Source organism: Streptomyces sp. NPDC048288, assembly GCF_043201555.1.
Taxonomy (GTDB): domain Bacteria; phylum Actinomycetota; class Actinomycetes; order Streptomycetales; family Streptomycetaceae; genus Streptomyces.
Genome location: NZ_JBICZD010000024.1, coordinates 1 through 17,528 on the forward strand (window position 1 = coordinate 1; position 17,528 = coordinate 17,528).

A 17,528-nucleotide genomic window follows, 5' to 3' on the forward strand; every position below is an offset into this window, starting at 1 on the left:
CCCAGGAGGTGACCCACACCCGGTCGCGGTGGAGCGGCCCGCGTAAGTGGCGTGGGGGGGGGGGGGGGGGGGGGGGGGGCGGGCGGCCCCCCCCCCCCCCCCCCCCCCCCCCCCCCCCGGCCGACGAGGGCCCCGCCCGACCAGTGCGCCCGGTTCCACGCCGTCCGTGGAACCGGGCGCACAGCTGCACCATCCTGACTAATCCGCTCATATCACTGGTGCGTCGTGACGGTGTCGGCCGGTGCGCCTCCTTACGGTGGCGTGCGTTGCCCTCGTACGGACCACAGAAGGAGTGAGCGTGAAGACTTGCCACGGGGTGAAGAGAAAGCTGGCGCTCGGGGCCACGGCGCTGGCCGCGGTCGCCGCCGCGGCCGTCCCGGCGTCGGCCTCGACCGGCCCAGACGGCGGCTGGGGACGCTCGGACCACTGGGGCGTCATCGCCCGCAACACGATCGGCTCCCCCGTCGCCGCGCTGCGGAGCGGCCCGTTCGTCACCCCCTCCGCCACCGTCCCGCCCGAGGCGGCGCATCCGCCCTACGGACGCGGCAGCCTCGGCATCGAGGTGGCGGACCACTCCACCTCTCTCGCCACACCCAGCGAGGCCGTCCACTTCGGCAACGAGGTCGACTTCTTCGGCGCCCCGGTGCTGGGACTGCACGAGGTCGGCTTCCACGTCTTCCAGACCGGCGAGAACGTCTCCTACGGCGGACCCGGGAACCTGCCGAACATCAAGTTCGAGATCAACCCGAACCTCACCGCGAACCCCACCACCTACTCCTCGATGGTGTGGAACCCGCCCGCTGTGACCGCCGTGAACCAGTGGAGTCCCTACCTGGACGCCACCACGACCGGCACGTGGTTCCTCACCGGCGCCGCCGGCACCGTCACCGGCTGCAACCTGACCACCCAGTGCTCCTTCCCGGCCCTGCTCACCGCGCTCAACGACGGCGGCGCGGGGCCGGTCATCTACACCGCCGGGGTGAGCAAGGGCCGCGACTATCTGTGGGCCGGGGCCGTCGACGGCCTGCGGATCAACCGTCGCGTCTACGACTTCGAACCCGACGGCGTCCGAGTCAGCCGCGCCCGCTGAGGACAGGGGACGCGGCCCCGGGCCGGGCTACCTCGGGTAGCGCGCCAGCCACCCCGGTGACGCGCCCACCGGACTGTGCAGGGCCGGCCCCTGGGTCATCTCCATCGCGAAGTCGTCGGCCAGTTCCAGGATCGTCTGGCGGCCCTCCAGTTCGGCCACCCAGGCCGGCGGGAGGGCCGTCTCGCCGTGCAGGGCGCCGAGCAGGCCGCCGGTGAGGGCCCCGGCTACGGCCGAGGGCCCGGCCTGGTTCACGGCCAGGCACAGCCCGTGCCGTACGTCCTCGCCGACCAGCGCGCAGTACACGGCCGCCGCCAGCATCCCGTCCGCCGCCCCGTCCCCGGTGAGTTCCTCCACCCGCCCCGGCGAGGGCATCCCCTGCCGTACGGCACCGAGCGCGTGCTGCAACGCGTCCGACACCGGCTGGTGCCCGGGCCGCGCGGCGAGCAGCGCCAGCGCCCGCTGCACCGCCCCGTCCAGCGAGTCCCCGCGGGCCAGCGCGTGCACGATCACCGCGTACGCGCCCGCCGACAGACAGGCGGTCGGATGCCCGTGCGTCTGCGCCGCGCACTCGATCGCCAGCTGTACGACGAGCTGCGGCTCCCACCCCACCAGCAGCCCGAACGGCGCGGACCGGGCCACGGCCTCCGCCCCCATGTCATCGGGGTTCTTCGGCGACTCCAGCGTCCCCATGTTCTCGTCCCCGAGCCCGAGCAGCAGCGAGCGCGTCGGATCCCGCCGCGCGTACAGCCACTCCTCCCGGGCCAGCCATCCGTCGTCCTTGCGCCGCTCGTCGGGCCCCCAGTCCCGCTGGGTGGCCGCCCACCGCAGATACGCCCGGTGCAGGTCGGTGGGCGGATGCCAGGCCCCCGTGTCCCTCCTCACCTGGGCTCTTATCAGCCCGTCCACGGTGAAGAGGGTCAGCTGCGTGTGGTGCGTCACCGTCCCGCGCCGCCCGTACCCGAACCCGAGATCGACCAGCCCCTCCGGTCCGTACGCCGCCCGGATCTCCTCCAGCGTCATCCCGTCCACCGGCCCGCCCAGCGCGTCCCCCACGGCCCCACCGAGCAGAGTCCCCCGCACCCTGCTCCGGAAGTCCTGCTGCTCGGCCCGGCCCCAGACGGCACCCGACGTCGTACTCACCACCATGACCTCCTCACGGGCACCGTCCGTACATACGAGCGCTCAGCACTGTAATCGACCGGGAACGGTCCGTTCAGGGGGCAGTTAGGTATGCGAAGTGTGGGTTGTGTGGCCCCGAGTGGGCGGCTTTCGGCCAGGTCGGGAGGTTGGTGCTGCCGTCGACTACTCCTAGGTGTCAGTGGCTTCTGCGATCGTGTGCCTCGTGGATGAGCTCGTGGAACGCGTCGACGCCCGGGACCACGTGTTGGGGGTGGTCAGTCGGCGGGAGGCCGTCCGGGAGGGCTGGCTGCACCGAGTTGCCGTAGTGGTGTGCCGTGATGGGCAAGACCGCTTTCTCGTCCATCGGCGTGCCGAGCAGCTGTCCCGTTTCCCAGGGCACTACGAAATCGGGGTCGGGGGCGCGGCCGGAGTCGGCGAGTCCTACGAGGCGGCAGCTGCTCGCGAGCTCCGTGAGGAGCTGGGAACGTCGGCGACCGTGGGCCTTCGGTTCAAGTTCCTCAACCGGGGCGGGCTCAGCCCTCACTGGCTCGGGGTGTGCGACGCCGTGCTTCCGGAGATCGTCGCCCCCGATCCGGGGGAGGTGGCCTGGCACGGGTGGCTGACCGAGTCCGAACTGCAGCGGACTCGGCACCAGTGGACCTTCACTCCTGACAGCCAGGAGGTTTTCGATCGGTATCTCGCTTGTCGAGTCAGCCGTGCCACGTGATGTTGCAGAGGCGCTCAATCTCGGCCACCACGCCTGGCGGCAGGCCGTCCGTTACGTACTCCGCGCTTGGGTTGTAGTCCCAGGCCCAGTCCGTCACAGCCCAGCCTCCGCTTCGGCTGTCTCCCAGATCACCCGGATCTCGACAATGGCATCTGTCGGATCCTGCTCCCCCTCGTCCACAAGCCGCTCCAGCTGGTGCAGGCGCGCGGCGCGCTCCGGGCGGCGCTCGATCGCCACGAATACGGCCCACGAGTGCACGAAGGCCCGTAGCGGCGCAAGACTCTGCGTCTGCTGCGCGTTGGTCGTGGCTTCGAAGAGGTGCTGGGTGAGGGCCGCAACCCGACTCGGGGCGATCCGTGCGACCGCCGCCCGCAGACCGTCCGGGGTGAGCTCGGGCATGGGGATCAGCGGTTCGAACGGACCGTCGGTCTGAGCGCTCACTGTGGCCTCCGGTGCCGGTGACTCGGTCCTCGTACGGTACCCGGGCGGGCGGCGGCGCTGCGCTTTGGCGGTGTTTGTCACGGAGTTCATTTCTGGCGTCCCGCCTTCCTAGGCCGCCGTACCGACGACCCGGCAGTCCCGGCACCGCCCCGGCCCAGGTGCGCGGAACGCACGCTCGCAGCCGTCGCAGGTCTGGAGCGGATCAGGGCGGGCCGGCGAGGAGGCACCGGGTGCGGCCGGGATCGGCAGCCGCGGGGGCAGGAGGGTGGTGAGGCGGTGCGCGAGGAAGGCCGCCGGGTGCTTGATCGGGTCCTGGGGCAGCCCGGTCGTCAGTGCCCGCTCCACGACGGTGGCGGGCACGCCCCGCTCCAGCCACACGGAGACCTCCGGCATCAGCCGCCGTACGTCACGTTCGGAGAGGAGGAGACGGGAGTCGTAGGTGCGCAGCCGGGTGAGGAGGCCGGCAGCCGGGGTCTTCGCCGGGGCAGGGGGCTTCGGTTCGACAACCGGAGCCGATGGCACGGGCAGTGGCCTGCTCGGCTTGTTGTACGAGGTCGTCCGGGTCCTCACCTGCCCCGATTGAAGACGCTCCCTGGCACGCGTGAGGTATCCGTGTTCCTCCAGCTCCCGCAGCGCGGCGGCGATCCGGATCTCGCCCTCCGGGAACCTCGCGGCCAGCGTCTTGATGCCGATCGGCGATCCGGCGCGCAGCGACTGGATGTGCACCGCGAGACCGATCGCCAGCAGGGACAACTCCGGATGCTGGAGGAGGTGATTGCCGACCACGGTGAAGTTCTCGGTGTGGGGTTCATTCACATGGATGACACCGGAGTGGGATTGCCGGGCCTTGCCGGACTTGGGCGCGCTAGGCTGCTGAGCAGTCATGGGGAAGGTACTGCTTCCTTGATGATCAGGCCCTCGCAGTGGGATGGCAGTCCCGGCGAGGGCCGAAGTATGTCTGGACTTGTCGCCGCAGACGCTGCCGCACAACTGCCCCTCCGCGCCAGTTGAGTTCGGCATATTCACTCCGGGGAGTGATCGCCGGGGACGGTAGGGGCGGGTTGGGTTCTTTCCCCGGTTCTTTGGTCTTTGGCGTCGGGAGCCGCCGGGTCATGGGCCGTCACGTTCCGGTGCCAGCTCGGCCCATACGACCTTCCCCCCGGCCGGAGCCTCCTCCACGCCCCAACGCTCCGCGTACGCCTCGACGATCAGCAGACCGCGCCCCGATTCCGCGTCGGCGGCCACCGGGTCGTGGACGCACGGGACGCGGTCGCCCCGGGCGTCGGTCACCTCGATACGGAGGGCTCCGCCGAGGTACAGCCGCAGCCCCAGCCGGAAGTCCCGGCCCGCGACACGTCCGTGCAGCACGGCGTTGGACGCCAGCTCGGCCACGACCCGCGTCGCTGCCTCGTGCGACAGTCCCCAGTCGTCCAGTTGGCGTTCCGTGAGCAGTCGCGCGAGCCGGGCGCCTCTGCGGGTCGCGGACAGCTGGACCGTGAAGTGGCGCGTGAGGGATTTCTGGGTCATGTCACCCAGCGTGGTCAACTCTCCCTACCCTGAACAGTGATGAATCCCGCACAGAGCGTGACTGTCCGGGTGGTGCGTCGGAGGGAGCGGGTGTGGAGGACGAGGAGGCCGAGGCCGTACTCAGGGCGGTCGGGCGGCAGATCAAGGTGTGGCGGGAGGCGGCCGGGATGCGGCAGGCGGAGCTCGGCGCCGCCATCGGGTACAGCGAGGAGATGGTGTCGGCCGTGGAGCGGGGACGGCGGATCCCCAAGCCGGACTTCCTGGAGAAGGCCGACGAGGTGCTGGAGGCCGGCGGAAAGCTCGCGTTCATGAAGGAGGACGTGGAACGGGCCCGGTATCCGAAGAAGGTTCGGGATCTGGCCAAGCTGGAAGACGAGGCGGTCGAACTCGGGGCGTACGCCAACCACAACATGCACGGCCTGCTCCAGACGGAGGAGTACGCGAGGGCGTTGTTCGCCATGCGGCGGCCCGCGTACCCCGAGGATGAGATCGAACGTCAGGTTTCCGCGCGCATGGCACGGCAGAGCGTCTTCGAGCGAGTGCCCCCGCCGCTCCTCACCTTTGTCCAGGAAGAGGTGACGCTACGTCGGCCGATCGGGGGGAGAATGGTGCTTCGCCGCCAGCTCGAACATCTGCTGGAGCTGGGTAAGTCGAGGAACGTGGAAATCCAGGTGATGCCCACGGACCGTGAGGACCACGCCGGCATGGCCGGACCGATTCGGCTGCTCAAGCTCCAGGACGGCAAGACCCTCGGGCACTCAGAAGCCCAGTTGCACAGTCGTGTGATCAGTGATCCCCGGGAAGTCCAGATCCTGGATATGCGCTATGGAATGATCCGGGCGCAAGCTCTCCCGCCACGGGAGTCACTGGCCTTCATCGAGAAAGTGCTGGGAGAAGAAGCATGACCCCCAACGCGCTGAACTGGTTCAAGAGCACCTACAGCAGCAATGACGGTCCTGATTGCGTCGAGATCGCGGTAGCCCCCGCCACCGTCCACGTCCGCGACTCCAAGGACAAGGACAGGGCGACGCTCACCTTCGCCGACGCCTCGTGGGCCGACTTCGTGGCGTTCGCCGGGCGCTGAGCGCGGCGCGCGAAACGGCTGGTATGACTGGTGCATGTAGGAAAAGACCGCACAGTCCGCGATCGACACGTTCAACTCCGCGTTCAACGTCTCGGACGACGCCTACGTGACCGCGCTGCTCTCCCAGGCCCTGACATCGGACGTGATCTTCTGGGGGCCGCTGGGCCGTAGTGAGGGGATCGAGGCGGTCGAGCGGTTCGTGCTGGACATCCGGCGCCATCCGGCGGGGACCGGCACGATGGTGCGCTGCTCGGCGGTGGACATGCCCGACGAGTGGGCCCGGTACCGGTGGGTGTTCACCACCCCGGACGGCGGCCCCCGCCTGGCCGGCACGGCCGTCGTCCACCTGCGACGCAGCCTCATCGACCAGGTCATCGTCTTCGCCGGGGAGATCAAGTCCGCCTCCTGAGTCACCCCTCTGCGGCGTCGGCCCTGCGCTGCCGGACCGCGGTCCGCTGTTCCCGGGCCCACGGGTATTCGGGGTTGAGCGCGAGGGCGCGGTCCAGGTCGGTGAGGGCCTCCTCGTGGCGGCCCAAGTGGGACAGGGAGACGCCCCGGCTCGCGTATGCCGACGCGTAGCCGGGGTCGAGTTCGAGGGCGCGGTCGTAGTCGGCCAGGGCCTGCGCGTCGCGGCCGGCGACGCGCAGGGCGTCTCCGCGTTCGCAGCGGCCCCAGGCCCAGTCGGGTTGCAGGGCGAGGGCACGGTCGAGGTCGGCGAGGCGGCGGGGCTGGTCGCCGAGGCCGCGCCAGACGCGGGCGCGGCGGGCGAGGGCCCAGGCGTAGTCGGGCTTGAGTTCCAGGGCGTGGTCGAAGTCGGCGAGGGCAGCGTCGAGGTCGCCGTTGCGTTCGTGGGCGGCGCCGCGGGAGGCCCAGGCGAACTCGCTGGTGGGGTCGCGGACGAGGCCCTCGCTCAGGTCGGCGACCGCCGCGTCGTGGTGGCGGGCCAGCCGGTGGTGCTCGCCGCGCAGGATGACGTTCCACGGGTTGTGCGGCTCCAGTTCGACCACGCGGTCGAGGCCGGCGAGCGCACCTTCGTAGTCGCCCGCCGCGCCCCGGGTTACGGCGCGGCCCCGGTGGGCCCGCACCAGCACCGGGTCCAGGGCGAGGGCGCGGTCGTAGTCCGCCAGGGCCCGTTCGTGGGCGCCGTCCCGCGCGAGCGCGTCGGCCCGCAGCGCCCAGGCCGTCGCCCGCCACGGCTCGTCGCCACGGGCGCCGCCGAGCAGCAGCCGGATCAGTTCGGCGAGGCCGCCCCCGGCGAGCGCCTGCGAGAGTTCGCCGCCCCGGGTCCGTACGGCCTCGGCGTCCGCGTCCTGGCCCGCCTCGGCCAGCAGCCGCACCCAGCGCCGTACGACGTCGTCGCCGTGGGCACAGGCCGTGACGACGTCTGCGAGGACGGCCGGGAGCGCGGCGCGGGGTCTCGCGCACAGCAGGTGGTACGACTCGCCGAGCCGCAGCTCCCGCCACCCCTCGTCGGCCCACGACTCGTCGGGCGGCAACCCGGCTTCGGTCTCCGTGCGCCGTCTGCCGTAGGCCTCCGCGAGCCGGGTGTGCCGGTCGGTCCAGCCCTGGGGTGAGCGCAGTCGCTGGAGGCGGAGCATCGGCGCCCGTACGACGTCGTGGTACTGCAACCGGCCGCCGCGCTCGCTGACGAACGGCATGCTCCTCAGCCAGGCGAAGAGCGTGCCCGCGCGGTCCTCGGGACCGTCCACGACCGCCCGGAACGCGTCCTCGTCGAGTTGTCGGGGCAGCGCGGCCGCCAGCGCGGCATCTCTTCGCACCGGGTCCCGCTCCCATTTCAGGAAACGGTCGACGGCCGTGGCGCTCGGATCCCCCACGTCCTCGGGGCCGACGGGCCCGGACTCGGCCAGGGTGGAGACGAGCACCGGAAGCCCGCCCGTCAGGCGCAGCACCTCGGCGACCACCGGTTCGTCCCGTACTCCCTTGTCCGCGAGCAGGCCCCGGGCCTCCGCCTCGGTGAACGGGCCGAGCGGCAGGTCGGTCCTGAAGTCGGCGAAGCTGCCCCAGCGGGCCGTGTCGAAGGGGTGCTGGCCGGAGGTGACCACGACGACGTTGGCGGGGAGGGCGCCGTAGCGGTCGGTGGTCATCACGTCGTGCAGCCAGGGGGCGAGGAACGGGCCGGTGCGCTCGTAGGTGTCGAGGAGGACGACGATCCAGGGGGCGGTGTCGGCCGCGCCGGCCAGCTCGTTCAGCAGTACCGGCGTCAGTACCCGCTCCGGGGACAGCACCAGTTGGGCGTCCTCCTGGCTGCGGAAGCGGGCCCGGAGCCGGTCGGTGCCCTGGGCGAGGCGGTCCGGGTCCAGGGCGACCGCGAAGGCACCGGCCACCGGCACCATCCCCAGCCCCACCTGCGCGGCCCGTGCCACGGCCAGGCTCCCCGCCGACGGCCCCTCCCGGTCCGCCGGTCCGACCGTCGCCAGGGCGGCCTCCGCCTCGTGCCGCCGCTCCCGGTGCGCGGCCAGCAGCCGCTCCAGCTCCTTGAACCGCCGTCCCTGCGCGGCGAACTGCCGGGCCAGCACCGCCAGCGCCTCGGGCACACCGGCCACGCCCTCGTCGACGTAACCGGTCAGCGCCCCGGCCTCCCGGGCGATCTGCTCCAACTCCCCTACCAGACGGGTCTTCCCGACACCGGCGTCACCGTGCACGTGGAAGAGGAACCGGTGCCGCTCGTCCTCGGGCGCCAGGTCCAGGTTGCGCCGGAACGCCGCCCGCTCCTCGGCCCGGCCGACGAATCCGGCCCTCCGCCGCCGCGCGATCAGCTCCTGCATCGACGGCCGTGTCGACCCCATCAGCCGCACCCTCCGTAGCCGGTCCGTGCCAAGTCTGGCAGAGGCCCCGGCATCCGGCCCGTCACCCCTGTGATTGACTTCGGAATACGTTCCGAAGTACCGTTGGGTCATGTCCACTCCCACGGTCGCCTTCTCCGAACTCTCGAAGAACTCGAAGCGGGTCGCGGAGACCCTCGACCGGGCCCAGCGAGTGCACATCACCCGCAGGGACGGCGAGGATCTCTATCTGACGACGGCCCGTCACGACCAGCAGCGCGAGGAGACCGCGGACATCACGGCCCGCCTTCTTGCCGCGCTGGTACGCAGCGACACCGGCGAGCGAGCCATACAGCGCGCGCTCCCGTCCGTCTTCCCGTGGGTCCGCCACCTGTCGGTGGACGAGCTGAAGCAGTTCGTGGCGGAACTCATCGACGCCACCTACGACGCGGCCCAGCTCGACGTCCACACCAACCTGCACCGGGCCGTCGTCGAATGGCATGCGACGGCCCGCGTCCTCGCCGACCCCGAGCTCACCGCCCAGCTCACCCGTCGGCTGCCGGACGAGGACCATGGCGAGGTGACCTCCCCGTGACTCCCAAGCGCGGTGACGACACCGCCCCACCGCCGGTGGGCGACGAATGGCGCCTGCGCTTCGCGACGAACGAAGCGGCGAAAGGCTGGGGTGAGCTGGGCGCGGAGGCACCGGGGAACACGCGACGCTGCTTCGAGGCCCTGCGGAGCAACCCCGAGTCCCGGGCGGACCCCGACCGGCAGCACCGGCTGCGGGGCCGGCTGGCCTCGGGCAACCTCGGCGGTCGCGAGTACCCGCAATGGGAGTACGAGGTGACGGCAGGCGGTCGCGTGCGCTACCTCGTCGACGAAGCCCGCCGCACCGTCCATCTCGTGTACGCGTCCACCCGCCACCCCAAGGACACCGAGTAGTCCCGCGATTCCGGAACTCCCCCGCTTCCCCTTCGGTTTCGGACCACCGCCCGGCCGGGGCCCTGGGTGGCCCCCACCTGACATGCTGCCCCCATGCCGATACCGCCCCTGCACCCCAACGTGTCCGCCGAGGCGCCCCGTTCGCCCGTCAACGGCCTGCGGCTGCGGGCGCGTCGGGTGAGCCGGGAGGTTCGGGGGGCGGGGCGGGTGCTGAGCGATGTGTCGGTGGAGGTCGTTCCGGGGCGGGTGACGGCGATCGCGGGCAGCAGCGGGGCGGGCAAGACCGTGCTGTTGCAGACGCTGGCGGGGCTGGTCGCGCCGACCGGGGGCGAGGTGCTGCACGATGGGGCGCGACCCGGGCCGCCGGGGCCGGAGTTCGGGTTCGTGCCGCAGGAGGACATCATCCACCGCGAGCTGCCGCTGCGCCGCACGCTGGTGTACGCGGCGGGGCTGCGGATGGCGCCGGGGACGTCCGCCGGGGACGTGGGCGACGCCGTCGACCGGGTGCTGGAGACGCTCGGGCTGGCGGACCGGGCCCGGACCCCGGTGCGGGCGCTGAGCGGCGGGGAGCGCAAACGGGCCAGTATCGCGGTCGAGTTGCTCACCCGGCCCCGGGTGCTCTTCCTCGACGAGCCGACGTCCGGGCTGGACCCGGTCACCGGCGCGGCCCTGCTGCGCACCCTGCGGACGCTGGCCGAGGACGGCACCACGGTCGTACTGACCACGCATGTGCTCGCCGATCTGCTCCGCGCCGATCAGGTCGTGTTCCTGTCCACGGGCGGCGAGGTCGCGTACGCGGGTGAACCGGGCACGCTGTGCGAGGCGTTCGGGGTCGGCACGGTGGAGGAGGTGTACGAGGCGGTGGCGGGCGGTGCGCGCGCCGAGCGGGGCGTGCCCGAGGCCGTATCCCGGTCCGGCGGAGCGTCACCGTCACCGCGTCCGGCGCGGGTCGGCGCCGTCCGCCAGTGGGCGCTGCTGACCCGGCGCGGTACGGCGCTGCTGCTGCACAACCGGCTCTCGGTGGCCGTCCTCGCGGGCTCGCCGGTGATGATCGTCGCGATGTTCGCGGTGCTGTTCCGGGCCGGCGCGTTCGATCCGGCGGCACCGGATCCGGGCTCCTCGGCGATGATCATGTTCTGGATCGCGTTCGGCGCGTTCTTCTTCGGGCTGACCTACGGCCTGCTGCAGGTCTGCACCGAGCTGCCGGTCCTGCGCCGGGAGTGGCTCGCGGGGCTGCGGATCGGCCCCTACGTCGCCTCGAAGCTGACGACCATGCTGCCGGTGCTCGCGGTCGCGGACGCGCTGTTGCTGGTGGTGCTGCGCGCCCTCGACCGGCTGCCCGCGGCGGGCTGGGACACGTACGGATCGCTGTTCGTGTCGAGTGTGCTGGCCTCGGCGGCCGCCCTCGCGCTCGGGCTGCTCGCGTCGGCGGCCGTGTCGGAGCCGGGGCAGGCGACGCTGATGCTGCCGTTGCTCTGCTTCCCCCAGGTGCTGTTCTCGGGCGCCTTCGTGCCGGTGCCCCGGATGACGGTGGCCGGGAAGGCGATCAGCTGGGCGATGACCAACCGCTGGGCGTTCGAGGCGCTGGGCAGCGGGGTCGGTCTTGAGCCGCTGTGGCGGGCGGGCCGCTCACCGCTCGGCCCGCCGCTGCTGGCGTCGTACGGGGATTCGTTCGGGCATCCGGCGCGGCGCGGCTGGGTGATCCTGGCGGGCTTCACGCTGGTGTTCCTGGCCTGGACCTGGGTGGTCCTGCTGCGCAAGTGCCGGGACGGCGCGGAGCGGAGCCGGGCGGGGCGGTGAACCCCGGCGGGACGAGCGGGACGGCACCGGCTCAGCAGCTCTCCCGCGCGGCCAGCCCGGCCGCCGTCGGCACCCGGTCCCGGTAGGTCTCCGTCAGGAACGCGAGGAACGTCTCGATGTCCCGGGGCTGGGACGCCACGCCCAGGGAGACCCGGACGGCACCCGCCGACGGCAGCTCAAGCAGCTCCAAGTACTCCTCCAGTGAAGCGACTTGGGCGCCGGCCGCCGAGCGCAGCCGGGTCAGCGGCAGGTCGAACGCCTCCTCTCCGGCGCCCGGATTGCAGAAGCAGCCCGTGCGCAGGGATATGCCGTGGGCGGCGCTGTCGCGCGTGACGACACGTTCGTCGACGATCCGGCCGTCCGCCCCGAGCACGTTCAGCGCGACTGTGCCGCCACGGTCCGCGTCGGTACCCTCCACGGCGGCGGCCGCGGCGCGGTCGGTGCCGTACACGCGCACCAGCGGGGAGCCGTCGCTGTGCCGCAACGCATCCAGGCCGGTGAGCAGTCGGGCGGTGAGCGCGGTGACGTGGGCGTGTACGCGGTCCATGCCGATGCCGTCGATCCAGGCGAGTCCGGCGGTCACGTCGGGCAGGGAGAGGAAGTTGACGGTGCCGTCCTCGAAGGCGGCCTCGTCGGCGGCGAGGACGTGCCACTCGGCCTGGGCGCTGACGGCGTGGACGGTGCCGCCCGAGAACCACGGGCGGCGCAGCCTGGCGAGGGCCGGCCGGCGGGCGATCAGGCTGCCGACGCCGGTGGGGTGCCCGAAGACCTTGTACCAGCTGACGGCGGTGAAGTCCGGGTGGTGGCGGCTCAGGTCCAGGACGTTGGCCGGCGCGAAGGCCGCCGCGTCCAGCAGCACGTCGTAGCCGCGCGCCTGGGCGGCGGCGATCCAGTCCAGCGAGTGCCGGACACCCGTGAAGTTGCTCTGCGCGGGATACGCGAACAGGCCGCCGGTGCCCCCGCTGGGGCCGGCCTCGGACAGGGCGGCGAACAGCCGCCTCTCGTCGATGCGCAGACCGGGTACGTACACGGTCGCGGCTCCCCGTGCCCGCGCGTACTCCCGCAGCCCGTTGACCGAGTTGTGGTTGTCGAGCGACATCACGAGCCTGCTGCCCGGGCTGAACGGGTACGCCTCGCCGACCAGGCGCAGGGCGCCGGTGGCGTTGGACGTGAAGATCACGGCGTATTCGCCGGGGTCGGCGTTGAAGTGGCGGAGCACCGCCTGCCGGGCCTCGGCCAGCAGGAGTCCGGAGGCGCGGGAGGCCGGGCTCTCGGAGTGCGGGTTGCCGAACAGTCCGCCGGTGATCCGCCGGGCGCTGCCCATGACGAGGGAGCGCGGCGGAAGTCCGGCACCGGTGTGGTCCAGGTAGGTGTGCCCGCCCTCGTCGAGATAGCCGAACTCGCGCGTCCGCAACTCCGCGAAGTCGTCGTCCACGAGGCCCCCTTCGCACCGCACACTTCGCACGAGACATCGACCAAGGTACCCGTGTACGAGCGGTCGGCCACGGCGGCAGGCCGCGCGGCGACCCGTGAACAGGGGGTGTAGACGGCCGAGTTGGGGAAGGACGGTGGCATGTCCACCTCCCACGCGCCTCGTGCGCTCTCGCTTGCCGCTGCCGTTCTGACCGGAACGGTCGCTCTCTACATCGCCCTCGTCGCTTTCGGGAACATCACCGACTTCGGCACCAACCAGGCCTTCGTCCAGCACGTGCTGGCCATGGACACGACGTTCAAGGACGACGACCTGATGTGGCGGGCCGTCACGAACAAGGGACTGGAGAACACCGCCTACGTCCTCATCATCGCGTGGGAGACGCTGGCCGCGCTCGTGCTGATCGCCGGGACCGTGCTGTGGTTCCGGCGCGACGACGCGCGGGCGCGTCGGCTCTCCACCTACGGTCTGCTGATGCTCGTGCTGCTCTTCGGCGCCGGGTTCATCGGGATCGGCGGCGAGTGGTTCTCCATGTGGCAGTCCAAGACCTGGAACGGGCTGGACGCCGCGACCCGGGTGCTGGTGCTGACCGGGATCGCCCTGGTGGTCGTCCAGTTGACCCACTCGGACGATCAACACGCCGACGGCTGAAGCCTGTTCATTCGTGCGCCTCGACCAGTTCCTGGCTCCCGGTCACCGTGTCGTCGGCGTGCTCGGTCAGCCGGACCACCAGGAGATGGCCGGTGTCGGCGGGCGCGGTCACCGCGTACGCCCGGCCCCCGTTCAGCCCCGGCGCCTTGAAGACCACGCGGGACCCGAACGCCCCGGCGGCGCGATCGCACCCCAGGGCCTTGGTGCGGCCGAACGGGTCCCGGTCGTGGCCGCTGGCGTCGACCTCGTAGTCGACCTTCCGGTTGTCGGGTCTGCTCTCGGTTCCGATGTTCATGGTGACCCACGCATGGACCGGCACATCCGTGCAGACGGCGATCTCGCTCACCGCTTCGGGATCGGGATCGCCGTTGCCCACGGAGCACGCGGCCAGCGTGGCAAGCCCCCCGAGCACGGCGGCGGCCACCGTCGCCACCGACCGGCGCGGGCGCACGAGTGGAACCATGAAGACCTCCCGGTACGTGAACGGCACCGCACGCCGCACGGGAGGGAAGACGCCGTGGAGGGGCTTGGGGTTTCCGTTGCGATGCCCGACGACGGCGGGCCACGGCTACTTGACGACGGTCACCTTGGTGTCCGGCTCCGTGCCGAACGTCCACAGGGCCGCCCCGTCCGCCTTGGGCATGCGGATGCCGCTGGTCTGCTTGCCGGCGGCGGGCGGCGGGGAGGAGCCGTCGACCGCGTTGGAGAAGGCGACCGACAGGCCCGACTTCGAGGCGAAGTACAGGACGTGCTCGATCTGGACGCCGTCCGAGCCCGTCGTGGACGCGCGGGTCTGGGAGATCACGTAGGTGCCGGGGTCGGGGCTCACCGTCCCCGGCCACACCGTGAACGTGCGGGTCGCCTTGCCGGTCGCGTCGACCAGCCACACCCGCTTGTCGCCGAGCGCGTAGACGACCCGGCGGCCGGTGCCGGAGGCCGCGGGTACGGCGGGGGCCTTCGCCGGGGACGGCGACGCGGAGGCGTGGGCGCCCGCCGACGCGCCCGCCGACGCGCTCGCCGACGGGCGGACCGCCGCGGCCGTGGGGTGCGGCCCCTTGTCGGCCTGGAGGGCGAGGAGGACGACGGCCACCGTCGCCCCCGCCGTCAGACCGGTGACCCAGACCCAGGAGGGCAGCAGTCGGGCAGCCACGGGTTCGCATCTCCTCCGCTATGGGCCCCCTGTACAGATGACAGAGGTCGGATCATCGTACCGGGCCGCGCCCCGCCGCCCTCCCGCTCCGAGCGGCTAGTCCAGCACCGGCAGCAGCTCCGGAAGGTGCCCGTCGGAGGCCTCCGCCGCGCGCTGCCGCTCCTCGGAGACCGGCCCGTACAGCGTCGTACGCGGCCGTGCCGGACGCCCCGCCGCCTCGGCCACGGCGACCAGGTCCCGGACCGACTTGTACGAGCCGTACGACGAGCCCGCCATCCGCGAGATCGTCTCCTCCATCAGCGTCCCGCCCAGGTCGTTCGCCCCCGAGCGGAGCATCTCCGCCGCACCCTCCGAGCCCAGTTTCACCCAGCTTGTCTGGATGTTCGGGATGTAGGGGTGGAGGAGGAGACGGGCCATCGCCGTCACCGCCCGGTTGTCCCGCATGGTCGGGCCCGGGCGGGAGATGCCGGCCAGGTAGACGGGCGCGTTGGTGTGGATGAAGGGCAGCGTCACGAACTCCGTGAAGCCGCCGGTGCGCTGCTGGATGCCGGCCAGGGTGCGCAGGTGGCCCAGCCAGTGGCGGGGCTGGTCGACATGGCCGTACATCATGGTGGAGGAGGACCGGATGCCCAGCTCGTGGGCGGTGGTGACCACCTCGATCCAGGTGGCGGCGGGCAGCTTGCCCTTGGTGAGGATCCAGCGGACCTCGTCGTCGAGGATCTCGGCCGCCGTCCCCGGGATGGTGTCCAGGCCCGCCTCCTTCGCCGCGCTCAGCCACTCCCGGATCGACAGGCCGGTGCGGGTCGCGCCGTTGACGACCTCCATCGGCGAGAAGGCGTGCACGTGCATGCCGGGGACGCGTTCCTTCACCGCCTTCGCGATGTCGAAGTACGCCGTGCCGGGCAGGTCCGGGTGGATGCCGCCCTGCATGCAGACCTCGACCGCGCCGACGTCCCAGGCCTGCTGGGCGCGGTCGGCGACCTGGTCCAGGGAGAGGGTGTAGGCGTCCGCGTCGGTGCGGCGCTGCGCGAAGGCGCAGAAACGGCAGCCGGTGTAGCAGACGTTGGTGAAGTTGATGTTGCGGGTGACGATGTAGGTGACGTCGTCGCCGACCGCCGACTTCCGCACGTCGTCGGCGATCCGGGTCAGCGCGTCCAGCGCCGGGCCGTCCGCGTGGAAGAGCGCGAGGGCCTCGGCGTCCGTCAGCTTCGTCGGGTCGTCGGCGGCGGTCGCCAGGGCCTGGCGTACGTCCGTGTCGATGCGCTCCGGCGCCATGCCGGGGGCCGCCGCCTCCCGCAGGGCGCCCCAGTCGCCGTACACCTCGTCGAAGTCGTCGCGCCGGTCGGTCGTACGGCCCTCGGTGTCGATGGCGGTGTGCAGATCGGTACGGCCGCTCGCGACGAAGACCTCCTCCGGCTCCTGCCACGGACGCCCCTCGACGACCGCGTCCGCGACCGCGAGGCCCGTCTCCGGGTCGGCCAGCGCGGCCACGTGCGGGCGCAGCCGGGGGTCCAGCCAGGGCTCGCCCCTGCGGACGAACTCCGGGTACACGCAGAGCCGTTCCCGCAGCTCGAAGCCCGCCGCGGCCGACCTCTGGGCGAGTTCCTCGATCTGCGGCCAGGGGCGCTCGGGATTCACGTGGTCGATGGTGAGCGGGGAGACCCCGCCCCAGTCGTCGATCCCGGCCGCGATCAGCCGCTCGTACTCGCCGGCGACCAGGTTCGGCGGCGCCTGGATGTTGCCGGCCGGGCCCATGACCAGCCGCGCCACCGCCACGGCGGCCACCAGTTCGTCCAGCTCGGCGTCCGGCATGCCGCGCATCGCCGTGTCCGGCTTGGCGCGGAAGTTCTGGATGATCAGTTCCTGGACGCCGTGGTACGACCGGGCCACGCGCCGCAGCGCGAAGAGCGACTCGGCGCGCTCCTCGTACGTCTCGCCGATGCCGATCAGGATCCCGGAGGTGAAGGGCACGGACGACCGGCCCGCGTCCTCGAGGACCCGCAGCCGGACGGCGGGCTCCTTGTCCGGGGAGCCGTGGTGCGGGCCGCCGGGCTCGGACCACAGCCGGGTGGCCGTCGTCTCCAGCATCATCCCCATGCTCGGCGCGACGGACTTCAGGCGCTGGAAGTCCGTCCAGGACATCACGCCGGGGTTGAGGTGGGGCAGCAGCCCCGTCTCCTCCAGGATGCGGACGGAGATGGCCCGGACGTAGGCGATCGTGTCGTCGTAACCGTGCGCGTCGAGCCACTCGCGCGCCTCCGGCCAGCGGTCCTCCGGCTTGTCGCCGAGGGTGATCAGGGCTTCCTTGCAGCCGAGGGCCGCACCCTTGCGGGCGACGTCGAGCACCTCGTCGGGGGACATGAACATCCCGTGCCCGGCCCGGCGCAGCTTGCCGGGCACGGTGACGAACGTGCAGTAGTGGCACTTGTCACGGCACAGGCGGGTGAGGGGGATGAAGACGCTCTTCGAGTACGTGATGACACCGGGGCGGCCCGCCTCCGCGAGGCCCGCGTCCCGGACCCGGGCGGCGGAGGCGGCGAGATCGGTCAGCGCCTCACCGCGCGCCTGAAGCAGGACGGCGGCCTCGGCGACGTCGAGGGCGACGCCGTCCCGGGCGCGTTTGAGGGCGCGACGCATGGAGTTCTCGGTGGGGCCGGTTCCGGAGGTCCCGGACGTTCCAGAAGTCGCGGAAGTCGTCATTCTTTGAGCATACGGAGGGACTCCGCCTGTTCAGCCGGGGCGGGGGTGGCCTTGGGGACTGCCGGTGCGTTGCCGGGTG

Annotated in this window: 18 protein-coding genes; 9 read left to right on the plus strand and 9 right to left on the minus strand. The window is 72.1% G+C overall.

The genetic code is table 11. The annotated features are described in order from the left end of the window. Positions 1-298: 298 nt before the first annotated feature. Positions 299-1,090 (plus strand): hypothetical protein, encoded by a 792-nt coding sequence (locus tag ACGFZS_RS47385; RefSeq protein WP_393800435.1) that lies wholly within the window; start codon positions 299-301, stop codon positions 1,088-1,090. Positions 1,091-1,117: 27 nt separating this feature from the next. Here ACGFZS_RS47385 and ACGFZS_RS47390 read toward each other — a convergent pair whose 3' ends face one another. Further along, complete coding sequence (locus ACGFZS_RS47390; RefSeq protein WP_393800436.1) at positions 1,118-2,230, minus strand: ADP-ribosylglycohydrolase family protein; 1,113 nt, start codon at positions 2,228-2,230, stop codon at positions 1,118-1,120. Between the two features lie 202 nt (positions 2,231-2,432). On the opposite strand from ACGFZS_RS47390, the gene ACGFZS_RS47395 reads away from it, so the two are divergent. Further along, positions 2,433-2,936 (plus strand): NUDIX domain-containing protein, encoded by a 504-nt coding sequence (locus ACGFZS_RS47395; protein ID WP_393800437.1) that lies wholly within the window; start codon positions 2,433-2,435, stop codon positions 2,934-2,936. Between the two features lie 93 nt (positions 2,937-3,029). Here ACGFZS_RS47395 and ACGFZS_RS47400 read toward each other — a convergent pair whose 3' ends face one another. The 3 genes from ACGFZS_RS47400 to ACGFZS_RS47410 all read right to left on the minus strand — a co-directional run bounded on the left by ACGFZS_RS47400 (position 3,030) and on the right by ACGFZS_RS47410 (position 4,904). Further along, positions 3,030-3,377 carry a DUF6247 family protein gene (locus tag ACGFZS_RS47400; RefSeq protein WP_393800438.1) on the minus strand — a complete coding sequence of 116 codons (348 nt, stop codon included), beginning with the start codon at positions 3,375-3,377 and terminating at the stop codon, positions 3,030-3,032. Between the two features lie 108 nt (positions 3,378-3,485). Continuing rightward, a complete protein-coding gene (locus tag ACGFZS_RS47405) occupies positions 3,486-4,262 on the minus strand; it encodes a helix-turn-helix domain-containing protein (RefSeq protein WP_393800439.1) in 777 nt (258 codons plus the stop codon). Positions 4,263-4,487: 225 nt separating this feature from the next. After that, positions 4,488-4,904, minus strand: coding sequence for an ATP-binding protein (locus tag ACGFZS_RS47410; protein ID WP_393800440.1), 417 nt, complete (start codon positions 4,902-4,904; stop codon positions 4,488-4,490). A gap of 92 nt (positions 4,905-4,996) precedes the next feature. Here ACGFZS_RS47410 and ACGFZS_RS47415 point away from each other — a divergent pair, with 92 nt between their 5' ends. The 3 genes from ACGFZS_RS47415 to ACGFZS_RS47425 all read left to right on the plus strand — a co-directional run bounded on the left by ACGFZS_RS47415 (position 4,997) and on the right by ACGFZS_RS47425 (position 6,397). Further along, positions 4,997-5,809: a helix-turn-helix transcriptional regulator gene (locus ACGFZS_RS47415; protein ID WP_393800441.1), complete on the plus strand. Its 813-nt coding sequence runs from the start codon at positions 4,997-4,999 to the stop codon at positions 5,807-5,809. Further along, on the plus strand, positions 5,806-5,988 hold the full coding sequence (locus tag ACGFZS_RS47420; RefSeq protein ID WP_393800442.1) for a DUF397 domain-containing protein: 183 nt from the start codon (positions 5,806-5,808) through the stop codon (positions 5,986-5,988). Before ACGFZS_RS47415 ends, ACGFZS_RS47420 begins: the two co-directional genes overlap by 4 nt. Positions 5,989-6,049: 61 nt before the next feature. Continuing rightward, positions 6,050-6,397 (plus strand): nuclear transport factor 2 family protein, encoded by a 348-nt coding sequence (locus ACGFZS_RS47425; RefSeq protein ID WP_393800499.1) that lies wholly within the window; start codon positions 6,050-6,052, stop codon positions 6,395-6,397. Position 6,398: 1 nt separating this feature from the next. Here ACGFZS_RS47425 and ACGFZS_RS47430 read toward each other — a convergent pair whose 3' ends face one another. Continuing rightward, positions 6,399-8,795, minus strand: a complete 2,397-nt coding sequence (locus tag ACGFZS_RS47430) for a tetratricopeptide repeat protein (protein ID WP_393800443.1) — start codon at positions 8,793-8,795, stop codon at positions 6,399-6,401. A gap of 109 nt (positions 8,796-8,904) precedes the next feature. Between ACGFZS_RS47430 and ACGFZS_RS47435 the strand changes: the two genes are divergently transcribed. The 3 genes from ACGFZS_RS47435 to ACGFZS_RS47445 all read left to right on the plus strand — a co-directional run bounded on the left by ACGFZS_RS47435 (position 8,905) and on the right by ACGFZS_RS47445 (position 11,516). After that, entirely contained in the window at positions 8,905-9,366 is a 462-nt protein-coding gene (locus ACGFZS_RS47435; protein WP_393663117.1) for a prevent-host-death family protein, read from the plus strand. Beyond that, positions 9,363-9,716, plus strand: coding sequence for a hypothetical protein (locus tag ACGFZS_RS47440; protein ID WP_393663119.1), 354 nt, complete (start codon positions 9,363-9,365; stop codon positions 9,714-9,716). Before ACGFZS_RS47435 ends, ACGFZS_RS47440 begins: the two co-directional genes overlap by 4 nt. Before the next feature lie 93 nt (positions 9,717-9,809). Then, entirely contained in the window at positions 9,810-11,516 is a 1,707-nt protein-coding gene (locus ACGFZS_RS47445) for an ATP-binding cassette domain-containing protein (protein WP_393800444.1), read from the plus strand. 31 nt (positions 11,517-11,547) lie between these two features. Here the strand turns inward: ACGFZS_RS47445 and ACGFZS_RS47450 are convergent, their stop codons facing one another. After that, entirely contained in the window at positions 11,548-12,951 is a 1,404-nt protein-coding gene (locus ACGFZS_RS47450; protein WP_393800445.1) for an aminotransferase class V-fold PLP-dependent enzyme, read from the minus strand. A gap of 138 nt (positions 12,952-13,089) precedes the next feature. On the opposite strand from ACGFZS_RS47450, the gene ACGFZS_RS47455 reads away from it, so the two are divergent. Next, the gene (locus ACGFZS_RS47455) at positions 13,090-13,599 is read left to right on the plus strand and encodes a DUF2165 domain-containing protein (RefSeq protein ID WP_393800446.1); all 510 of its coding nucleotides are present in this window, start codon (positions 13,090-13,092) and stop codon (positions 13,597-13,599) included. 7 nt (positions 13,600-13,606) lie between these two features. Here ACGFZS_RS47455 and ACGFZS_RS47460 read toward each other — a convergent pair whose 3' ends face one another. The 3 genes from ACGFZS_RS47460 to ACGFZS_RS47470 form a co-directional block, all read right to left on the minus strand. Then, complete coding sequence (locus tag ACGFZS_RS47460) at positions 13,607-14,062, minus strand: hypothetical protein (protein ID WP_393800447.1); 456 nt, start codon at positions 14,060-14,062, stop codon at positions 13,607-13,609. A 105-nt stretch (positions 14,063-14,167) separates the two neighbouring features. Beyond that, the gene (locus ACGFZS_RS47465; protein ID WP_393800448.1) at positions 14,168-14,749 is read right to left on the minus strand and encodes a hypothetical protein; all 582 of its coding nucleotides are present in this window, start codon (positions 14,747-14,749) and stop codon (positions 14,168-14,170) included. A 96-nt stretch (positions 14,750-14,845) separates the two neighbouring features. Then, positions 14,846-17,449: a bifunctional FO biosynthesis protein CofGH gene (locus ACGFZS_RS47470; protein WP_393800449.1), complete on the minus strand. Its 2,604-nt coding sequence runs from the start codon at positions 17,447-17,449 to the stop codon at positions 14,846-14,848. Positions 17,450-17,528: the final 79 nt, after the last annotated feature.